The organism is Massilia litorea (assembly GCF_015101885.1).
Lineage (GTDB): Bacteria > Pseudomonadota > Gammaproteobacteria > Burkholderiales > Burkholderiaceae_D > Telluria > Telluria litorea.
Window position 1 is genome coordinate 3,706,808 of record NZ_CP062941.1, and the last position, 19,602, is coordinate 3,726,409.

General features: G+C 66.5%; 19 protein-coding genes. 5 read left to right on the forward strand and 14 right to left on the reverse strand.

Annotated elements, in window-relative coordinates; translation table 11 throughout:
- Positions 1-28 precede the first annotated feature (28 nt).
- From LPB04_RS16720 to LPB04_RS16740, 5 genes are read right to left on the reverse strand one after another with little or no spacing between them, the layout of a single operon-like run.
- Positions 29-736, reverse strand: coding sequence for an ABC transporter ATP-binding protein (locus LPB04_RS16720; protein WP_193685639.1), 708 nt, complete (start codon positions 734-736; stop codon positions 29-31).
- Positions 723-1,487: an ABC transporter ATP-binding protein gene (locus tag LPB04_RS16725; protein ID WP_193685640.1), complete on the reverse strand. Its 765-nt coding sequence runs from the start codon at positions 1,485-1,487 to the stop codon at positions 723-725. The genes LPB04_RS16720 and LPB04_RS16725 overlap by 14 nt, the downstream gene beginning before the upstream one ends.
- The gene (locus LPB04_RS16730; RefSeq protein ID WP_193685641.1) at positions 1,480-2,502 is read right to left on the reverse strand and encodes a branched-chain amino acid ABC transporter permease; all 1,023 of its coding nucleotides are present in this window, start codon (positions 2,500-2,502) and stop codon (positions 1,480-1,482) included. Before LPB04_RS16730 ends, LPB04_RS16725 begins: the two co-directional genes overlap by 8 nt.
- Entirely contained in the window at positions 2,502-3,365 is an 864-nt protein-coding gene (locus LPB04_RS16735) for a branched-chain amino acid ABC transporter permease (RefSeq protein ID WP_193685642.1), read from the reverse strand. Before LPB04_RS16735 ends, LPB04_RS16730 begins: the two co-directional genes overlap by 1 nt.
- A 60-nt stretch (positions 3,366-3,425) precedes the next feature.
- Entirely contained in the window at positions 3,426-3,566 is a 141-nt protein-coding gene (locus tag LPB04_RS16740; protein ID WP_193685643.1) for a hypothetical protein, read from the reverse strand.
- 325 nt (positions 3,567-3,891) lie between these two features.
- On the opposite strand from LPB04_RS16740, the gene LPB04_RS16745 reads away from it, so the two are divergent.
- Both LPB04_RS16745 and LPB04_RS16750 read left to right on the forward strand, forming a co-directional pair.
- Positions 3,892-4,710 carry an IclR family transcriptional regulator gene (locus tag LPB04_RS16745; RefSeq protein WP_193685644.1) on the forward strand — a complete coding sequence of 273 codons (819 nt, stop codon included), beginning with the start codon at positions 3,892-3,894 and terminating at the stop codon, positions 4,708-4,710.
- A gap of 232 nt (positions 4,711-4,942) precedes the next feature.
- Positions 4,943-5,752 carry a hypothetical protein gene (locus LPB04_RS16750; RefSeq protein ID WP_193685645.1) on the forward strand — a complete coding sequence of 270 codons (810 nt, stop codon included), beginning with the start codon at positions 4,943-4,945 and terminating at the stop codon, positions 5,750-5,752.
- 15 nt (positions 5,753-5,767) lie between these two features.
- Here LPB04_RS16750 and LPB04_RS16755 read toward each other — a convergent pair whose 3' ends face one another.
- The 5 genes from LPB04_RS16755 to LPB04_RS16775 all read right to left on the reverse strand — a co-directional run bounded on the left by LPB04_RS16755 (position 5,768) and on the right by LPB04_RS16775 (position 10,886).
- Complete coding sequence (locus tag LPB04_RS16755; RefSeq protein WP_193685646.1) at positions 5,768-6,226, reverse strand: PaaI family thioesterase; 459 nt, start codon at positions 6,224-6,226, stop codon at positions 5,768-5,770.
- A gap of 84 nt (positions 6,227-6,310) precedes the next feature.
- Complete coding sequence (locus tag LPB04_RS16760; RefSeq protein ID WP_193685647.1) at positions 6,311-7,444, reverse strand: porin; 1,134 nt, start codon at positions 7,442-7,444, stop codon at positions 6,311-6,313.
- A gap of 345 nt (positions 7,445-7,789) precedes the next feature.
- Complete coding sequence (locus tag LPB04_RS16765) at positions 7,790-9,292, reverse strand: tripartite tricarboxylate transporter permease (RefSeq protein ID WP_193685648.1); 1,503 nt, start codon at positions 9,290-9,292, stop codon at positions 7,790-7,792.
- A gap of 12 nt (positions 9,293-9,304) precedes the next feature.
- Positions 9,305-9,766 (reverse strand): tripartite tricarboxylate transporter TctB family protein, encoded by a 462-nt coding sequence (locus tag LPB04_RS16770; protein WP_193685649.1) that lies wholly within the window; start codon positions 9,764-9,766, stop codon positions 9,305-9,307.
- A 145-nt stretch (positions 9,767-9,911) separates the two neighbouring features.
- Entirely contained in the window at positions 9,912-10,886 is a 975-nt protein-coding gene (locus tag LPB04_RS16775; RefSeq protein WP_193685650.1) for a tripartite tricarboxylate transporter substrate binding protein BugD, read from the reverse strand.
- A 318-nt stretch (positions 10,887-11,204) separates the two neighbouring features.
- Here LPB04_RS16775 and LPB04_RS16780 point away from each other — a divergent pair, with 318 nt between their 5' ends.
- The 3 genes from LPB04_RS16780 (at position 11,205) to LPB04_RS16790 (ending at position 14,788) form a co-directional block, all read left to right on the forward strand.
- On the forward strand, positions 11,205-12,488 hold the full coding sequence (locus LPB04_RS16780; RefSeq protein ID WP_193685651.1) for a sialidase family protein: 1,284 nt from the start codon (positions 11,205-11,207) through the stop codon (positions 12,486-12,488).
- A gap of 39 nt (positions 12,489-12,527) precedes the next feature.
- Entirely contained in the window at positions 12,528-13,121 is a 594-nt protein-coding gene (gene pnuC, locus LPB04_RS16785; protein ID WP_193685652.1) for a nicotinamide riboside transporter PnuC, read from the forward strand.
- Positions 13,122-13,387: 266 nt separating this feature from the next.
- A complete protein-coding gene (locus LPB04_RS16790) occupies positions 13,388-14,788 on the forward strand; it encodes a GntP family permease (RefSeq protein ID WP_193685653.1) in 1,401 nt (466 codons plus the stop codon).
- A 57-nt stretch (positions 14,789-14,845) separates the two neighbouring features.
- On the opposite strand, the gene LPB04_RS16795 is transcribed toward LPB04_RS16790, so the two are convergent.
- The 4 genes from LPB04_RS16795 to LPB04_RS16810 are packed head-to-tail and all read right to left on the reverse strand — an operon-like array spanning position 14,846 to position 19,473.
- Entirely contained in the window at positions 14,846-15,997 is a 1,152-nt protein-coding gene (locus tag LPB04_RS16795; RefSeq protein WP_193685654.1) for an HlyD family secretion protein, read from the reverse strand.
- 12 nt (positions 15,998-16,009) lie between these two features.
- Complete coding sequence (locus tag LPB04_RS16800; protein WP_193685655.1) at positions 16,010-17,452, reverse strand: efflux transporter outer membrane subunit; 1,443 nt, start codon at positions 17,450-17,452, stop codon at positions 16,010-16,012.
- Between the two features lie 19 nt (positions 17,453-17,471).
- Entirely contained in the window at positions 17,472-18,986 is a 1,515-nt protein-coding gene (locus tag LPB04_RS16805; protein ID WP_193689047.1) for an MDR family MFS transporter, read from the reverse strand.
- Positions 18,987-19,035: 49 nt separating this feature from the next.
- Positions 19,036-19,473: a MarR family winged helix-turn-helix transcriptional regulator gene (locus LPB04_RS16810; RefSeq protein ID WP_193685656.1), complete on the reverse strand. Its 438-nt coding sequence runs from the start codon at positions 19,471-19,473 to the stop codon at positions 19,036-19,038.
- Positions 19,474-19,602 lie beyond the last annotated feature (129 nt).

Sequence of the window (19,602 nt, forward strand, 5' to 3'; positions counted from 1 at the left end):
GCTACGCTTTACTTCTTCATCCCGGGATCTACGCCCCGATATACGCTTTGCGCACTTGCGCGTTGTTCAGCAATTCCTCGCGGCCGCCTTCCATCACGATGTGGCCCTGTTCGATCACATAGGCGCGGCTGGCGATGTTGAGCGCCGCGTACGCGTTCTGCTCGGCCAGCAGCACCGTCGTGCCGGCCTTGTTGATGCGCGCGATCACCTCGAACATCTGTTTCACCACCAGCGGCGCCAGGCCGAGCGAGGGTTCGTCCAGCAGCAGCGCCTTCGGGCGGCCCATCAGCGCGCGGCCGATCGCCACCATCTGCTGCTGGCCGCCGGACAGCGAGCCGGCCGCCTGCTCCTTCTTCTCATGCAGGATCGGGAACAGCTCGAACACTTCGTCCAGGGTCTTTTGCGTACCCTTGCTGTCGCGCCGGTGCACGTAGGCGCCCAGCGTCAGGTTCTTCAGCACCGACATGCCCGGGAACAGCTTGCGGCCTTCCGGGCAGTGCACCAGGCCGTCGGCCACGATCTGCGAAGGCTTGCGCCCGACCAGCTCGTGGTTGCCGAAGCGGATGCTGCCCGCGTCGGCGCGCTGCAGCCCGCTCATGGTGAGGAAAATCGAGCTCTTGCCGGCGCCGTTCGAACCGAGCAGCACCACCAGTTCGCCTTCTTCGGCGTGGATGGAGACGTCGTGCAGCGCGCGGAAGCTGCCGTAGGAGAGGGAGACCTTGTCAAGCCGCAGCATGTTCGCTCCCCAGGTAGGCTTCGATCACGACCGGGTTGGCGCGGATCTCGGCGGGCGTGCCCTCGGCGATCTTTTCGCCGTAATTGAGCACCAGGATCTTGTCGGCGAGGTTCATGATCATGTCCATCTTGTGTTCGATCAGGCAGACGGTCAGGCCGCTGTCGGCCATCTTGCGGATCAGCGCCGCAAGGCCCACGGTTTCCTCGGGATTCACGCCGCCGGCCGGTTCGTCCAGCAGCAGCAGGGTCGGATCGGTCGACAGGGCCAGTGCAAAGGCGACGCGCTTCCTTTCTTCCTGCGAGATGTCGCCCGCGATGCGGTTCTCGACATGGCCAAGCCCCACGAAATCCAGCGCCTGGCGTGCCTTCTCGCGGCAGATCCGTTCCTCGTCCTTCAGGCGTTTCGTCCCCAGCACGACGTCGAGCAGCGAGGATTTCGTCCGCAGGCGGTGGCCGACGATCAGGTTGTCGAGGACGGTGGCCGTGTCGAACAGGGTCGTGCTCTGGAAGGTGCGCGCCATGCCCAGGCGTGCCACCTGGTCGGCGCGCAGGCCGGTCACGTCGCGGCCGTCGAAGACCACCTTGCCCGAGGTGGGCGCGATCGCTCCGCTGACCAGGTTGAAGAAGGTGGTCTTGCCGGCGCCGTTCGGGCCGATGATGGCGTTGATCGTCCCGCGCGCGAAGCTGACGCTGACGTCGTTCACGGCCGCCAGGCCGCCGAAGCGCTTGGTGAGCGAATCGATTTCAAGCATGGGTCGCTCCTTTCGCGGTGGAGATCGAAGACAGGTCGCGTGGTGCGGACGAGGCCGCGGCTTGGGCCGCCAGCGCTTCCTTCCTGCGCTTGCGGTTCATCCAGGTGCCGACGATCCCGTAGGGCAGGAAGATCACGAGGATCACCAGCAGCGGGCCGAAGACGACGAAGCGGTAGTCCTGCAGCACCTGCAGGTACTGGGTCAGCCAGGGCACGCCGATCGCGCCCAGCAGGGGCCCGAGCAGGGTGCCGATGCCGCCGACCAGCATGTACATCGTCATGTCGAAGGTATGCTCGACGCTGGCCACGCCAGGGCCGATGAAGCGCACGAAACCGGCATACAGGCCGCCCGCCAGGCCGGCGAAGAAGACGGACAGCATGAAGGCGAGCAGCTTGTTGCGCATCAGGTTGATGCCGAGCGCCTGGGCCAGGTCGTCGCCGTTGCGGATCGCCATGAAGGTGCGGCCCAGCAGCGAGCGCACGATGCGGTGCATGATCCACAGGCTCGCGACCAGGAACAGCAGCACCAGGTAGTACTGCGGACGCGGCTCGGTGAAATCGATGCTGCCGATGCTCGGTGGCGCCGGGATGCCGATGATGCCGACCGTGCCGTGGGTCAGGCTTTCCCATTTCTCGATCAGCAGGTACATGATGTAGCCGACGCAGAGGGTAAAAATCGAGAAGAAGTGGGTCTTCAGGCGCAGCGACACCAGGCCCACGAAGAAGCCGAGGGCAGCGGCGACCACGCCCGCGAGCAGGAAGGCGATCCAGAACGGCACCTGGTGGTCGACCGTCAGGATGCCGACCGTGTAGGCGCCGACCGCCATGAAGCCGCTGTGGGCGAGGTTGTACTGGCCGGTGTAGCCCGTGATCAGGTTCAGGCCGATGGTGGCGATCGCGTAGATATAGGCGGTCGACATCACGGTCAGGTGGTAGTCGTTCCCGGCCAGGAAGGGGAAGGCCAGGGCGAGCGCCAGCAGCAGGAGCCAGCCGGTGGTTGAATTAAAGAGCTTCATCAGTGCGCCCCTTTCGCGAACAGGCCCTGCGGACGCACCGACAGGATCAGCACCAGTAAAGCGAAGGCGATGATGTCCTTGTAGTCGGTCGAGATGTAGAAGGCGCCGAAGGCTTCCGCGAAGCCGATGATCAGGCCGCCGACGATGGCGCCCGGCACACTGCCCATCCCGCCCAGCACGATGATGACGAAGGCCTTGGTGATGACCAGGTTGCCCATCGAGGTATAGACCAGGTTGATCGGCGCGTACAGCACGGCGGCCATCCCGGCCAGGGCGCCGGCGATCGCAAAGGTCAGCATCGCGACGCGGTTGGCGTCGATGCCGACCAGGGCCGCGCCTTCGCGGTTCTGGGCCATGGCGACGATCGTCGCGCCGGTGATGGTCTTTTTCAGGAACAGCTGCAGGAGCGCCACCAGCAGGAAGGCTGCGCCGATGATCAGGAGGCGCTGCGCCGGCAAGGTGAGGCCGCCGAATTCGAGCAGCTGGGTGTAGGGCGTCTCCATGCGGTGGAAGTCCGCGCCCCAGATCGCCTGCGCACCCGCTTCCAGGAACAGCAGGATGCCGATCGACGCAATCATGTGGTGCAGGTAGGGCGCCTTGCGCAGCGGGTGGAACACCAAACGCTCGGACAGCACCGAGATCAGCGCAACCACGACGGCGGCGCCCAGCATGCCCCACCAGTAGTTGAGGCCGAGTTTCGTCATGATGAAGAAGGCCGAATAGGCGCCCGCCATGTAGAAGGCGCCATGGGCAAAGTTCGGCACGTGCAGGATGCCATAGACGAGCGTGAGCCCGAGTGCGACCAGGCTGTAGACCCCTCCAAGGGTCAGCCCGTTGAGGACTTGTTGCAGGAAAAGCTCCAAAATCGTGTCTCCGTTATTGGTGTGATCGTGTTGATTTGGATGCTGCCGGCGCGGGACGTGTTACTGCATGGGCGCACCTCGCGGCGTGGAGCGGGCCGCTGCCGGCCGGAAGGGGGAGAGGGAAACGAGGATGGCGCGGCGGGCAGGACCGCTTGCGGCCTGCGCTGCCTTCGTATTCGCCAGCACATGGTCTGTAATCATGCGACTCCTCGAAGTGGGCGCGCTTATGCGTACCCGATGAACCCAGCGATTTTAGTTTTACTCTGCGAAACTGCAGGGTGTAAAATGGAACAAAAAAAGGATACGATACTTTCAGATGAGTAGCAACGTTTTGTTCGCGAACCGAATTTGCTGCCCAGTTCCTTGCCCGTGAGCGGCGCGCGGGGCCTGGAGGGACGGGTGATCATGGGTATGCCGCATCGAACAAAACTGCCCGCTCAGTGTGCCATGCCTCGCGCATCCCGCAAAGGCTCTTTTGCGGCGGCGGTCCGCCTCGTATTCCCAACGTCCAGACTGGGGTCCAACCATGCAGCTTAGCGACACGAACACCACCGGCCCGGGTCACGATTCCGGCGAGCTCATCGAGGGCGCGCGCAAGGGCGAGGAACGTTATTTCATCACGGCGCTGGCGCGCGGACTCGAGGTGCTGGCCTGCTTCCGCTCGGCCGACAAGGGACTGACGAACCAGCAGATTGCAGAACGCTGCGGCCTGCCGAAATCGACGGTCACCCGTTTCACCTACACGCTCACGCGCCTCGGCTACCTGGTGCAGGACACCAGCGGCCGCTACGTGCTCGGCACGGCGACGCTGGGCCTGGGCAGCGCGATGCTGGCGCGGCTCGACATCCGCCAGCTCGCCCGTCCGATGATGCAGGAACTGGCCGAGTTCTCCGGCACCACGGTCTCGATCGCGGTGCGCGACCGGCTGTCGATGATCTACATCGAGGTCTGCCGCAGCACGGCGGCCCTGGCCCTCGCGCTGCAGGTGGGCTCGCGCATGCCGCTCGCGGTCTCGGCCATCGGGCGCGCCTACCTGGTGAAAGCGAGCGAGCAGGAACGCAAGGAAATCCTGGCGCGCTACCAGGAGCTCGACGAGATGGCCTACGAAGCGGTGCTCGAGGCGATCGCGCGCGGCCAGCGTGACTATGCGCAGTACGGCTGCACCACCTCGTTCGGCGAGTGGCAGAAGGACGTCAACGGCATCGCCGTCGGCTTTTATCCGATCGGCGGCAACCAGCTCATGTCGATCAACTGCGGCGGACCATCCTCGAGCGTGTCGAAGGAGTTCCTGCTCGAGGAAGTGCGGCCGCGCCTGATCGAGATCGCGGCGCGGCTGGAGTCCTAGGGTGGGCTCCGCCCACGCGGTGATATGCGACCGCGAGATGGTCGAGCACGAAATCTGAACCAGTCACAATCTGACGCACGAGCGGGACGACCGAAGCTCCCGCGCAGCGGCTGTTCGCGTCAGGATGGACGCCATGAGCGTGTGAACAGATTTTCATGGCTGCCTTGCATCGGCTACGGAAATTGCACGGCTTGGCAGCCGCGTTTGGACCGCTATGGGCAAGGAGGTCGAGATGCTGACGTTTCGCGTTGACGTATTCGCATGGATACCACAGGCCGATGTTCCGAATCCAATCCACTCATTGCCGGGAGGCGTTGCGCGCTGGGGCCCGGGAGCATGCGGCCCACGCTTCGGCGGCGACGGCTTCGTCACGCCGCCGGCCACCCATGCCGGCTGGACCAGGCCCAGCTACAGGGCGAAACAGACGCTGGCGTTCAAGATACAGCGCTTCGGCGCCAGGCCCGACGCGGATGCCGGCACCGCCGTGGTGCCGGGATTGACGACCGTGTTGACCGGTCCCCGGTCCGCGGGTGGACGCGTCTGCACGTCGCTCACGCCAACCGTGACCAGATCGCAGGCGAGCGCCAGGTGGATGGACAGCGACGAGTGGTATGAAATGCGCCTGCAGGGAGCGGCGCACGACCCGATACCGGAGGCCGCCCTGAAGTTTTTTTCCGGCGGTGCCGGTTCCACAGTCGGCTCCGCGCTGACGCCGGACCTGGAATGGGACCTGACGATCCGCATCCAGCTCGACAAGGAAATCAGGTCGCGCCTGACGAAATTGCGTTACGGCGTGGCCGATGTCATGAACCTCGACGTATCCGAACAATTGACTGCTCCCCAGAACTTTGGCGGAACAGCCAATCTGGTGCATGGGCTGGCGTATGTCCGCCGCTTTCCGAGCTATGTCGTGTACGTGTCGGTGTCCGGCGACGGCAGGGCGCCGGCCTGCCTTCCGGTTTATTTCGCCGATGCCAGTCGCCGCAGCCTGGGTGAAATCATCGTCGGCCAAAGCGACCTGATTCGGCAGCTGGCGTGGTGAAGCCGGGGCAGCTGCTCAATACCCCGCGTCCAGCTGCGCCGCCGTCAAGGCCTTCATCACCGCAAACACGCCGCTCGCGCGCAGGATGCGCTTGTCCTTCACCATCAGTTCGCAGTCGGCAAAGGCCACGCGCGAGCCGATGCGGCCGATGTGGATGTGCGCCTCGACCCAGTCGCCGGGACGGGCGGCGTCGATGAAGTCCGTGCTCAGGTTGACGGTGACGAAGGAGTGCCTGTGGTCGCAGGAGAGCGTCAGCCCCAGGCCCAGGGCCGAATCGGCCAGGCTGGCGAGCATGCCGCCGTGGACGATGCCGCGCATGTTGGTGTGCTGGTCGGCCATGCGCATCGCGATCGTGATCTTGCCGGCTTCGCGCCGGCAGTACAGGTAGCCCAGGCCGGCCATGTAGGGGCCGCCGCGCTTGAGGCGTTCGAAGCCTGCGGGCACGTCGGCGATATCGGTGTGTTCTCGTGTCATGTGAAACAGTATCTACTCAAATGAACACGGCGGCCAGTGGCCGCCGTGTTGCTTCAGCTTAGCTTGTCAAGACAAGCCGCGGCATCAGAACATGTGCATCACGCCGACGACGAAGCGGTTCGCGCTGTCGCTGCCGACGCTCACGATACCCTGGGCCAGGTTGATGTTGCCGGCGGCGATGCCGGCCGCGGTGCCCGACGCCGCCTCGACCACCAGGTCGGTATTGGCGCGGGTGTAGGCGGCGTACACGGTGCTGCGCTTGCTCAGGGCATAGCGGGCGATCGCATGGTACTGCTGCGAGTCGTCACGGCGTGGGCCGGTGAGCTTGGTGTTGTAGAAGGCGCCGGTCAGCGTCAGGGCTGGAGCGACAGGGAAGTCGACGCCGACGCCGGCGACGGCGATCTTGCGGTTGTTGCTGTCGACTTCGTTGGTGATGTAGGTCGCCTTGATCACGGCCACCGGCAGCGTGTACTTGGCGCCGATGCCCCAGGAGGTCAGCAGGTCGGTGTTGACGCTGTTCTTCATGCGCGCATAAGCGCCGGCGGCGCCGAACGGGCCCGCATTGTAGAAGACCGACGCGCCCTGGTAGGAGCCGCGCTGGATGCCGCCGGCCTGTTCGCCGAAGGCGCGCATCAGCGCGAAGCCGGCGCCGCCCATGGTCGGCGAGACGTACTTGATGGAGTTCGACTGGCGCAGGGCGCTGTTGCCTGGGCCGTTGGCGCCGAAGCCGCCGTAGACGGCGCCGTTGTTCATGGCGCCGTACAGCACGTTCGGGCTGGTGGCGGCGAAGGCCAGGCCCATCGGGTCGGCCAGGCCGACCGAGCCGATACCCAGGATGTTCTGGCGGCCGATGTCGATCGAACCGAAGGCGCTGCTGACGCCGACGGTGGCTTCGCGGTCGAACAGGGCGGTCGAGTTGGCGGTGCCGCCCGGGGTGCCGGTGTTGACGCCGGCGCCGCCGACGTCGTTCAGCAGGGTGCCTTCGAGGGCGAAGCGGGCCTTCATGCCGCCGCCCAGATCTTCGACGCCCTTGAAGCCCCAGCGCGAGGTCTGCATCAGGCCTGCATCCACCGTGGTGCGGTCGTTGGCCGAGCCGTTGTTGTTGTCCACGTGGGCGAGGCCGGCATCGACGATGCCGTAGATGGTGACGCTGGTCTGCGCCGACGCGGTCGACATGCAAGCAGCAAGCACGGCCATTGCAAGGATGGTCTTCTTCATATTAATGCGGTCTCCTGGTTTTCGAGGTGCTCCGGCCCCGACGAGGCCGGACGGCGGGTAATTCAGGTATAGCGGCGGCGTTTCTCTTGGTGGAACTCAGCCATCTATTCTGAAACTGTATTTTCTTGCATCAATATTGTCAACGACTTCGTGGCACTTGCGACCTGTTTGTGCAATTTCGCACAGGAAGTGTGTTCAATAAGCGAAAGAAGTGGACAGGAGCGTCCGATTCGGCACGCCGACGGGCCGTGTAAGGAAGGAGAAAGGAAGGAGAGGTAAGGCGGCGGGCAAAAAAAAGCCCCCGGCATCCGCATGCCGGGGGCTTCTGGTCTGATCATTCCGCGATCAGTCTTCCTGGAAGGCTTCCTCGCGTTTCTGGCGCAGCGAAGGCAGCAGGACGACGGCCATCGCGATGGCGGCCAGGGCCAGCATCGTGGCGCTGATCGGACGCTGGACGAAGACCAGCGGGTCGCTGTGCGAGAGCAGCAGCGCGCGGCGCAGGTATTCTTCCATCATCGGTCCGATGATGAAGCCCAGCAGCATCGGCGCCGGCTCGGCACCCAATTTTGCGCAGATGTAGCCGAACAGGCCGAACAGGGCCATCAGGTAGACGTCGAACTCGCTGTTGTTCAGGCTGAACACGCCGATCGCGCAGAACATCAGGATGGCCGGATACAGGCGGTGGTAAGGCACCATGATCATCTTGACCCAGAGGCCGATCATCGGCAGGTTCAGCACGACGAGGAACAGGTTACCGATCCACATCGAGACGATCAGGCCCCAGAACAGGGCAGGCTGCTCGGTCATCACGGCCGGACCCGGCTGGATGCCCTGGATGATCATCGCGCCGATCATCAGCGCCATCACCGGGTTCGACGGAATGCCGAGGGTCAGCATCGGGATGAACGAGGTCTGGGCGCCCGCGTTGTTCGCCGCTTCCGGCGCCGCGACGCCTTCGATGGCGCCCTTGCCGAAATTGGCCGAGTTCTTCGAGACCTTCTTCTCGATCGAGTAGGAAGCAAACGATGCCAGCATGGCGCCGCCGCCCGGCAGGATGCCGAGAGCCGAGCCGATCACGGTGCCGCGCAGGACCGGAGCCGCGATGCGTTTGAAGTCTTCCTTGGTCAGCATCAGGCCCTTGACCTTCTTCATCATCAGCGTGCGCGATTCGTCGTGCTCGAGGTTGCGGATGATTTCGCCGATGCCGAACATGCCCATCGCGACGATCACGAAGTTGACACCGTCGGCCAGTTCGGGCAGGTCGAAGGTGTAGCGCGCGGCGCCCGAGTTGACGTCGGTGCCGATCAGGCCCAGCAGCAGGCCGAGGATCACCATGCCGATCGCGTTGAGCAGCGAGCCGCTGGCCAGCACGACCGAGGCGACCAGGCCCAGCACCATCAGCGAGAAGTATTCGGCCGGACCGAATTTCAGCGCCAGTTCGGCCAGCGGCGGCGCGAACAGGGCCAGCAGGACGGTGGCGACGGTGCCCGCGAAGAAGGAGCCGAGCGCCGCCGTGGCGAGCGCCTTGCCGGCATTGCCCTGGCGCGCCATCTGGTAGCCGTCGATGGCTGTCACCACCGAGGACGATTCGCCCGGCAGGTTGACCAGGATGGCGGTCGTCGAGCCGCCGTACTGGGCGCCGTAATAGATACCGGCCAGCATGATAAGCGACGAGACCGGCGGCAGGCCGAAGGTGGCCGGCAGCAGCATCGCGATGGTGGCGACCGGGCCCAGGCCCGGCAGCACGCCGACGGCGGTGCCGACGAAGACGCCGATCAGGCAGTAGAACAGATTGGTGAGGGTGAAAGCCGTTTCCAGGCCCAGCCCGAGGTTATGCAGGATTTCCATGTTGTCTTCTTCTTAAAAACCGAGCCAGGGGCCGAGGATGGGCATAGGCAAGCCGAGCAGCTTGACGAACACGACGACCGCGAAGACCGCCAGGCCGATGGCCAGCAGCAGCGAGGGTCCCCAGGTGAACTTGGGACTGGCATAGGCGCTCATCAGGACCAGTACCAGGACGGCCGGCACCAGGCCGGCGCCGCGCATCAGCAGGCCGAACAGCAGGACCGCCACCAGCACCAGCAGGATTTCCTTGATGTAGAACTTGCCGATCGCCTCGCCCGGACGCAGGAGGGAACGGATTACGCCGATGGCGCCGATCAGGGTCAGCAGGCCGCCGAGCACGCTCGGGAAATAGGCCGGGCCCATGCGGCCCGCACTGCCCATCTGGTAGTCGAGGCCGATGATGATGGCGGCCATGCCGATGGTGAGAAAGATGATGCCTGTCCAAAAGTCCTTTGGATGGCGGATGAATGATGGCACTGCGCGCTCCTTTTTATTGCTTATCGTTGGCTGGCCGCGGATTCCCTGCGCCGTCGCGGTCGTACGGCGGCCGCCGTACGGATGCGCAAAAATGCCGCGGAAGCAGGTCCCGCGGCAGTTCCGCCACCCGTGCGGCGGCGGTGAATCAGTCGGCGTAGACGCCGGCCTTGCTGATGATCGGCGACCAGCGCTCGATCTCGGCCTTGACGTGGGCGCGCAGCGCTTCAGGACGGGCGCGGCTCTCGGCGACCGGTTCGGTGCCGAGGTCGGCGAAGCGCTGCTTGACGTTCGGATCCTTGAGCGCGGTCTGCAGGGCGCTGGAGAGCGTGTCGACGACCTGCTTCGGCGTGCCCTTCGGCGCGTACAGGCCGTGCCAGACCGCCACTTCAAAGCCCGGCAGGCCGGCTTCGTTCAGGGTCGGCAGGTCGGGCATGTTCGGCAGGCGGGTCTTGGTGGTCACGCCGTAGGCCTTGATCTTGCCGCTCTTGATCTGGCTGGTGGTGTTGGTGGTCTGGTCGCACATGAAGTCCACCTGGCCGCCGAGCAGGTCGTTCATCGCCGGGCCGGTGCCCTTGTACGGGACGGTGGTGAGGTCGGTGCCGATCGCGGTCATGAACAGCATGCCGCACAGGTGCGAGGCCGAGCCGACGCCGGCGTTGGCGTAGGTGACTTTGTCCTTGTTGGCCTTGATGTAGGCGAGGAATTCCTTGAAGTCGCGCGCCGGGAAGTCCTTGCGCGCCACGATGGTCATCGGCACGTCGGTGACGAGGCCGATCGGCTCGAAGTCGGTCTGCGCGTTGTAAGGCAGCTTGCGGTAGAGCGAAGGCGCGGTGGCGTGGCCGATGTGGTGCATGAACAGCGTGTAGCCGTCCGGGGCCGCCTTGGCGACGCGCGCGGCGCCGATCGTGCCGCCGGCACCGCCGACGTTCTCGATGATGATCTGTTGCTTGAGCTTGTTACCCATCGACTGGGCCACCAGACGCGCAACCGTATCGGTAGGGCCGCCCGCGGCGAACGGGACGATCATCGTGATCGTCTTGGTCGGATAGGTCTGGGCTTGCGCGAATGCGCTGCCGAACAATGCCAGGCATGCGGCGGCGCGCATCAGGGTGATTTTCATGGTGTCTTCCTCGGTCTCTGTTTATAAGTTATCTGCTGCCGTCGCACCTGACGAGTGCGCGGGTGCCACGGGTGGTGCCGCGTGGCGCCAGCGTCCTGCCCTCTGTGGGGTTGGGATTTATTCATCAGGTATGTACGCAGGCTTGTTGTACCAGTAAATAGTCGCATTTGCAACTAAGGGAAAACCGCAATAGCCAGTTGACGAAATGCTCATCCATATTAGCGCGAAGACCGGGACGGTGGCGCAAGGTCGGCCTCCGGTGCGGCTTCCCGCGTCGGTCCGCCACGCCTGGTGTTAGCCTTGTGGAGGGAGGCCACCATGCTGCGCGCACTCTTTTTGTTGCTTCCGCTGGCCGCCGGGGCGCTTGCCTGGCAGGAGCCGGTCGAGATCGCCACCGGGCGCGGCGACAAGGGGCCGTGGCGTCAGAACAACTCGCGCTACGATTATGTGGACGACGGCACCGTCGCCTTCGTTCCCGGCGGCGGTATCGTCCTCGCCTGGGCTGACCAGAAAGGCAAGGATGTCTGGCTGCGCAGCCTGTCCCGCGGCCGGCTGACCGATCCTGTGAACGTCTCGCGCAGTCCGGGCACGTTCTCCTGGCTGCCGCGCATCGCCGTCGGCCGCGATGGCAGCCATCTCTATTTGCTATGGCAGGAGATCATTTTTTCGGGCGGCTCGCACGGCGGCGAGATCCTGTTCGCCACTTCGAACGACGGCGGCAGGAGCTTCTCGCCGCCGCTGAACCTGTCGCGCTCCCGCGGCGGCGACGGCAAGGGGCGCCTCAGTCGCGAGGTCTGGTCGAACGGCAGCCTCGATATCGCGGTCGGCGGCGACGGCGCCGTGATCGCGGCCTGGACCGAGTATCACGGCGCGCTGTGGCTGTCTCGTTCGCGCGACGGCGGCGCCAGCTTCGAGGCGCCGCGCCGGGTGGCCGGCGACGATGCACATCCGGCGCGGGCACCTGCGCTGGCCGCAGGCAGGGGAGCGACCGTCTGGCTGGCCTGGACCGTGGGCGAGGATCCGGCCGCCCGCATCCGGATCGCGCGCTCGCGCGACGGTGGCGCCAGTTTCGGGCCGCCGCAGCTGGTCGGCGATCCGCAAGGGCGGGCCGATGCGCCCGGGCTGGTGCTGGACGGCGCGGGCAGGCTGCACCTGGCGTACGCGCTGCATCCGGAGCAGGGCGGGGCGCCGGCGGTGCGCTACACGCGTGCGTCCGCCGGCGGCCGCTTCGCTCCGGCGCGCACGCTGTCGGCCGGCGCTGCCGCCTACCCCTCGCTGGCCGGTGACGGCAAGGACGGCCTGGCGCTCGCCTGGAACAAGATCGGGCCGGCGGGACGCCCGCGCTCGCTCGGCATCGCCCTCTCGCACGACGGCGGCCGCAGCTTTACCGTACCGGCCGAGGTGCCCGGCAGCGCCGCCCCGCCGGGCGGCAGCAATGGCAGCCAGCAGGGCTTGCTGGGCAGGAAGCTCGCCATGGACCTATCCGGCCGGATCGCGCTCGCCGCGAGCAGCCTGGTGCCGGAGCAGGGCAGCCGGGTGTGGCTGATGCGCGGAGAGCCGGCCACAGCCGGTCGGCAGCAGGGAGGGGCCGGCGGGCCTTAGAATACGGCAATACCTCCCGGACCCTGCAGGCGCCCATACATGATCGGACCACTCGAAATCACCGCCAACGCGGCGGCCACCATCGCCATCCTGCTCGCAGGGCGCAACAGTATCCACACCTGGTGGACCGGCATGCTCGGCTGCGCCTTGTTCACGGTGCTGTTCTTCCAGGCCAGGCTGTATGCCGACGTCGTGTTGCAGGTCTTCTTCGTGGTCTCGAGCGCGGTCGGCTGGCGCCAGTGGCTGCGCGGCGACCGCGGTCATGAACTGGCGGTGGCGCCCGCCGATTTTCGCAGCCTGGCGTGGACGGTGCCGGCCGGGCTCGCTGCCAGCCTCGCCTACGGCGCCTTGCTGCACTATTGGACCGACGCCTACGCGCCTTTCCTCGATTCCGCGGTACTCGTCTTCAGCGTGATCGCGCAGTTGCTGCTGATGGGGCGGCGGATCGAGAACTGGCTGTTCTGGCTGGCGGTGAATTCGGTCGCGGTGCCGCTGTATGCGAGCCGCGGGCTCTACCTGACCGCAGGCCTGTACGCGGTCTACTGGGTCAATGCCGTCGTCGCCTGGCGCTGGTGGCGCAGGCTGGCGCGGCAACCCGGGGAACTCGCACCAGCGCAGCGGGCGGGAGCATGAAGACGGGCGCCCGCGAGGCTCCAGTACGGTAATTCTACGTATTTCAAAACAACCAACGATCGCCAATAATCATGCCGCCCGTGCGGCCGCTATCCGCGCGCCCATCGTTTGCGTACGACCCTGCCTGTCGTGCGTTCTTTGGCAGACCTGGCCAAACTGGCCTCGACGTCCCGGCATGCCGCCGTGCGTCGAAAACAGGTGAAAGCAACTGAGAGCCGCCGCCCCGCACCACGCGGGCGGCCAATAAAAGAGAAAGAGGAGCACCCGTGTCATTTCTGATTGTTCTCGCCGCCCTGGCGTTCCTGATGTTCGCCGCCTACCGCGGCTACAGCGTCATCCTGTTCGCACCGATCGCCGCCCTCGGCGCGGTGCTGCTGACCGATCCATCGGCCGTCGCGCCGGTCTTTTCCGGCATCTTCATGGAAAAGATGGTCGGCTTCGTCAAGCTCTACTTCCCGGTCTTCATGCTGGGCGCCGTCTTCGGCAAACTCATCGAACTGTCCGGCTTCAGCGAATCGATCGTGGCCGCCGCCGTGCGCTACATCGGCCGCTCGCGCGCGAATGCCGTGATCGTCGCCGTCTGCGCGCTGCTGACCTATGGCGGCGTGTCGCTGTTCGTGGTCGTGTTCGCGGTCTATCCGTTCGCCGCCGAACTGTATCGCCAGTCGAATATCCCGAAGCGCCTGATGCCGGGCGCGCTGGCGCTGGGCGCCTTCTCGTTCACGATGGATTCGCTGCCGGGCACCCCGCAGATCCAGAACATCATCCCGACCACCTTCTTCAAGACCACCTCCTGGGCGGCGCCGGTGCTGGGCACGATCGGTTCGCTGTTCATCATCGTGGTCGGCCTGGCCTATCTCGAATGGCGCCGCCGCGCCGCGATGGCCAAGGGCGAGGGCTACGGCACCTCGCTCCAGAACGAGCCGGAACGCGTGCAGGCCGCGTCCCTGCCGAATCCCATGCTGGCGCTGCTGCCGCTGATCGTGGTCGGCGTCGCCAACTTCATGCTGACCAAGATGATCCCCGAGTGGTACGGCGCCTCGTTCACCGTGGCCCCTGAAATCCTGCCGGGCCTGAAGGCCCCGGTGACGACCCCGATCAAGACCGTGGTCGCGATCTGGGCGGTGCAGGGCGCGCTGCTGATGGGTATCCTGTTCGTGGTCGCGACCGCCTTCGGCCGCATCAAGGACCGCTTCGCTGCTGGCTCGAAAGCGGCCGTCGGTGGCGCGCTGCTGGCAGCCATGAACACGGCCTCGGAATATGGTTTCGGCGGCGTGATCGCCGCGCTGCCTGGCTTCGTCGTCGTCGGTAACGCCCTGAAAAGCATCCCCGATCCGCTGGTGAATGCCGCCGTGTCGGTCAGTTCGCTGGCGGGCATCACGGGTTCGGCCTCGGGCGGCATGAGCATTGCGCTGGCCGCCATGTCGGACCTCTTCATCCAGGGCGCACAGGCCGCGCAGATTCCGCTCGAAGTGCTGCACCGCGTGGTCGCCATGGCCAGCGGCGGCATGGACACGCTGCCGCACAACGGCGCCGTCATCACGCTGCTCGCCGTGACGGGGCTGACCCACAAGGAATCGTATCGCGAGATCTTCGCCGTCACCATCATCAAGACGCTGGCGGTGTTCTTCGTGATCGCGGTGTATTACCTGACCGGGCTGGTGTAAGGCAGAACCGGAGGGCAAGAAGCGGGCCGCGCAACGCGCCGCCCGCTTTTTTTACATCTAATCTGCCAGGTTCTTCGCCACAATCGCCTCCGTCGCCGCCTGCGCCTGCTGCAGCGGCTGATTCAGCGCCGTCGTGACATAGCGCGCCGGCGTTGCGGCTACGGCGCCCAGCGCGCCGCCTTCCTTGTGGCTGATGTCGACATCCACCGTCGCCGACAGGCCGACCCGCAGCGGATGCCGGGCCAGTTCCTTCGGGTCGAGCGAAATCCGCACGGGCACCCGCTGCACCACCTTGATCCAGTTGCCGCTGGCATTCTGCGCCGGCAGCAAGGAGAAGGCACTGCCGGTGCCGGCGGCCAGGCCCATCACCTTGCCGTGGAATTCGACCTTGTTGCCGTACATGTCGGCTTCGATCTTCACCGGCTGGCCGACGCGGATATCGCGCAGTTCCGATTCCTTGAAATTGGCGTCGACCCAGAGCTGGTCGAGCGGCACCACCGACAGCAGCGGCGCGCCCGGGGTCACGCGGCTGCCGACCTGCACGCTTCGCTTGGCGACATAGCCCGACACGGGCGCTACGATCGCGTTGCGACGCGATGCCAGCCAGGCCGACAGGTACTCGGCTTTTGCGGCGAGCACGCTCGGATGGTGGGCGGCGTCGACGCCGGCGACGCCTGCTTTCGCCGCCGCCACCTGCTTCAGGGCGACGTCGAGCGCGGCGCTGGCGTCTTCCACCGCACGCCGGGCATGGGCTACGTCTTCGCCCGATACCACCTGTTCAGCCGCCAGCGGCGCCCGCCGCGCCAGGTCTTCGCGCGCGCTTTGCAGGGCGACGCGGCGCTGCCCGACCACGGCCAGCAACTGCTCGACGTTCGAATAGCGTTCGCGCTGCTGGCGTACGGCGCTGCCCAGGCGCGCCTCGGCCTGGGTCAGGGCGATCTCGGCGTCGGCCGGGTCGAGGCGCACGATCTCGGCGCCGGCCTGCACCATCTGCGTTTCGTCGGCGCGGATCTCGACCACGCTGCCGGCGACCTGAGAGGAGACGTTGACCAGGTTGCCGCCGACATAGGCGTTATCGGTTTCGGCGCGTTGCGACAGCACCAGCGTGGCGTAGGCGCCGTAGGCGATGGCGCCGAGGGCGAACACGCCTGTGATGCCCAGCAGGACGGCCTTGCGTTTGTTTGGATTCGGTGTGGTTTCGGTAGTCATGGGAGCTTGCGCTTATTTGGTCAATGCGTTGGCGGCGGTGTGGACGGGCGCGGCGCGGTAGCCCCCGCCGAGCGCTTTTACAAGGGCCACCTGGGTTTGCAGCTGCGCGTCCTGGAGCTGCAGCGCGGCGCCGCGCTGGCGCAGCACTTCCAGTTGCGCCTGCAGGACGGCCGAGCGTTCGGCGAGGCCACGCGCGAGGCGGGCTTCGGCGCTCGCCGCCAGGCGGGCGCTGGCCTGGCTTGATGCGTCGTGCGCCCTCAGTTCGCGTTCGATGCCTTGCAGCGTCGCGCCCACCGCGGCAACGTCGCGTACCGCGTTCAGGACCGACTCGTTGTATTCGGCCAGCAGGGCGTCGCGCTCGGCGCGGGCGATGCCAAGGTTTGCATCGAGGCGGCCGCTGTCGAACAGCGGCAGGTCGAGCACGGCGCCCGCGAGGAAGGTCCGGCTGGCGCCGCGCAGCAGTTTACCCAGCGAGACGGCATTCAGGCCGACGGCGCCGGACAGGTTCAGGTCCGGGTAGAAGGCCGCTTCGGCGGCGGCGGCGCGGCCAAGGGCGGCTTCGACGCGCCAGCGCGCGGCCTGCAGGTCGGGGCGGCGCGCCAGCAGTTCCATGCCCAGTTCGCGCGGAAGCGTGGCCTGGGCGCCCTGCGGCAGACCGCGTTCCAGGGCGGCGAAATCGTTCGGGCCGGCCGCCACCAGCGCACGCAGGGCTTCGCGTTCGCGTGCGGCCTGCGTGTCGAGCAGGGCCGCCTGTTCGGCGAGCTTGCCGAGTTCGAGTTCGATGTTGCGCTGGGCGTCGACGGTCGCCAGTCCACGCGCGAGGCGCGCCTTGCGGTCCTGCAGCAGGCGCTGCTCGATGCGCAGCAGTTCGGACACGTTGTCCGCACGCGCCCACAGCAGCTGCAGGCGGAAGTAGCTCTGGGCGACGCTGGCCGCCAGCGCCTGCTGCGCCTGGCTGGCCTGGGCGGCGGCCGCGTTCTGCTCGCCGATCGCCGCCGCGACCTGGGCGCGGTGCTTGCCCCACCAGTCGACCTCGTAGCTGATGCGGCCCTGCACCGTGGTATCCGTGTACCAGCTGCCGCCGATCGGCGCCGGGAAGAAGCCGTTGGCGGAATAGCGCTGGCGGTTGATGCCGGTCTCCAGGCCTGCCTGCAGGCCGCCGGCGGCCCGTTCCGCGTTCAGCTGCGCGCCGGCGAGGCGCACGCGTGCGGCGGCCACCGCCAGGCTCGGGTTGCCGGCCAGGGCCTGCTCCACCAGTTTGTCGAGCTGTGGATCGCGGTAGTCCTGCCACCAGCGCTCGACCGGCCATGCATCGCGTCCGAGGTCGATCGCGGCGGCATGCTGGGCCGCCGTGAAATCCGGCGCGCGGGCCGTGCCCGCATCCTTCGGTACGTGGACGCAGCCGGCGAGAGCCAGCGCCGCGCCGGCGATAAGGGTAAGTCGAAAATGTCGCACTTGGGTTTCGCTAGTCATGTTAATCGAGGGCGGCGTGTTCCACCGGCGCGGTTTCCCCACCTTGCGCGGCCTGCGCCTTCGGCGGGCGGATCAGCAGCAGGGCCGGGATCACGGCCGCGGTGAGGATCATCATCAGCCAGTAGTCGTTGGTGTAGGCGATCATCGAGGCCTGGCGCGTAATCTCGCTGTCAATGAGGGCTGCGCCGGCTGTCGTGGCCAGGCTGTAGCCGCCGGCCGGATCGAGCAGCGCGGCATTCGATCCGTTGACCTGGGCCGCCAGCGTGGCGTGCATGGTCGCGCTGTTGCGCACCAGGAGCGTCTGCACCATGGCGATGCCGATGCTGCTGCCGATATTGCGGATCAGGCTATACAGCGCCGTGCCTTCGGCGCGCATCTGCGGCGACAGGGTGGCGAAGGTGGCCGCCGACAGCGGCACGAACACCAGGCCCAGGCCGATCCCCTGGATCACGCCGGGCCAGACGATGTTCGACTGCGACATCACCAGCGTGTACTGCGCCATCTGCCACAGCGAGAAGGCCGTGATCGCGAAGCCGGCGCCCAGCAGCAGGCGGAAGTCGATCTTGCCAGTGACGCGCCCGACCACCAGCATCGCCAGCATCGTCCCCAGGCCCGAAGGGGCGGTGACCAGGCCGGCCAGCGCCGCCGGATAGCCCATCAGGCCTTGCAGCATGGTCGGCATCAGGGCGCGCGTGGCGAACAGCACCATGCCGACCGTGAAGATGAGGAACAGGCCGGTGACGTAGTTCGGGTTCTTCAGCAGGCGGTAGTCGAGGAAGGACTGGCCGGCCGGGCGCAGCGCCGTGTGCGCGACAAACCAGGAGAGCGACAGCGCCAGCAGCACCGCCTCGATCCAGGTCTCGGTCGACGCGAACCAGTCGTTCTGTTCGCCGCGGTCGAGCAGCATCTGCAGCGCGCCGATCGCCAGGCTCAGGGTGACGAAGCCGAAGGCGTCGAAGCTCACGCGGCGGTTCGGGACGGTCGGCCGGATGTAGCGCCAGATGCCGTAGAAGGCGATGGCGCCGATCGGCACGTTGATGAAGAAAACCCAGCGCCAGTTATAGCTGTCGGTCAGCCAGCCGCCCAGGGTCGGTCCGAGAATGGGACCGATCATCACGCCCATGCCCCAGACCGCCATCGCCGAGCCGTGCTTCTCGCGCGGGTTGATGTCGAGCAGGACCGATTGCGAGAGCGGCACCAGGGCCGCCCCGAACACCCCCTGCAGCACCCGCGCGGCGACGATCTGGGCCAGCGACCCGGCCAGCCCGCACAGGACGGAAGCGAGCGTGAAGCCGGCCACCGAGACCAGGAACACCTTCTTCAGGCCGAAGCGGTCGACCAGCCAGCCGTTCAGGGGCGTGGCGATCGCGGCGGCCACGATGAAGGAAGTCAGGACCCAGGTAATCTGGTCGGTCGACGCCGACAGCGAGCCCTGCATGTGCGGCAGGGCGACGTTGGCGATGGTGCCGTCGAGGGCCTGGATGATGGTCGCCAGCATGATCGAGATCGTGATCATGCGGCGGTTGATCGGCGGGCTTGCAGCTGCGGTGGAGGCCTGCACGGTCCTAGTCTCCGCCTTCGATGCGCGCGCGCAGGGCTTCGAGCAGGTCGGCGGCGGCGCTCAGCGTCTCCTGCGGCACGCCCTCGAGCATGGTCAGGCGGAAGGCGTCGGCTTCCTTGCGCACCCGGGCGTAGAGCGTGCGGCCGTCGTCGGTCAGGTGCGCCAGCTTGACGCGCCGGTCGAGCGGGGAGGGCGCGCGCCGCACCAGGCCGTCGCGTTCCAGGCGATCGAGCATCGAGACCACCGACGGCCCTTCGATGCCGAGCAGGTCGGCCAGCTCGCGCTGCGAGGGCGGCTCCTTCGATTTGGCGATCATGGCGATCGTCATCCAGCCGGCCTGGCCGATGCCGAGGTCCTTCAGGCGCGCGTCGATCGCCAGGCGCCAGCTGCGCGCGGTTGCGTGCAGGGCGGCGGAGAAGCGCTCTTCGGGGGTTTGAGACATAGATAGGCGCCAAATGAGTAGGTATCTATCTAGTTTATCAAATGAAACGCTCTGCGGTAAAGTGGCGTTCGATTCGATGCGAGTGGAGTCGTTTGCGGTACGGGACGGTTGTGCACCGTAGGGTGGGCT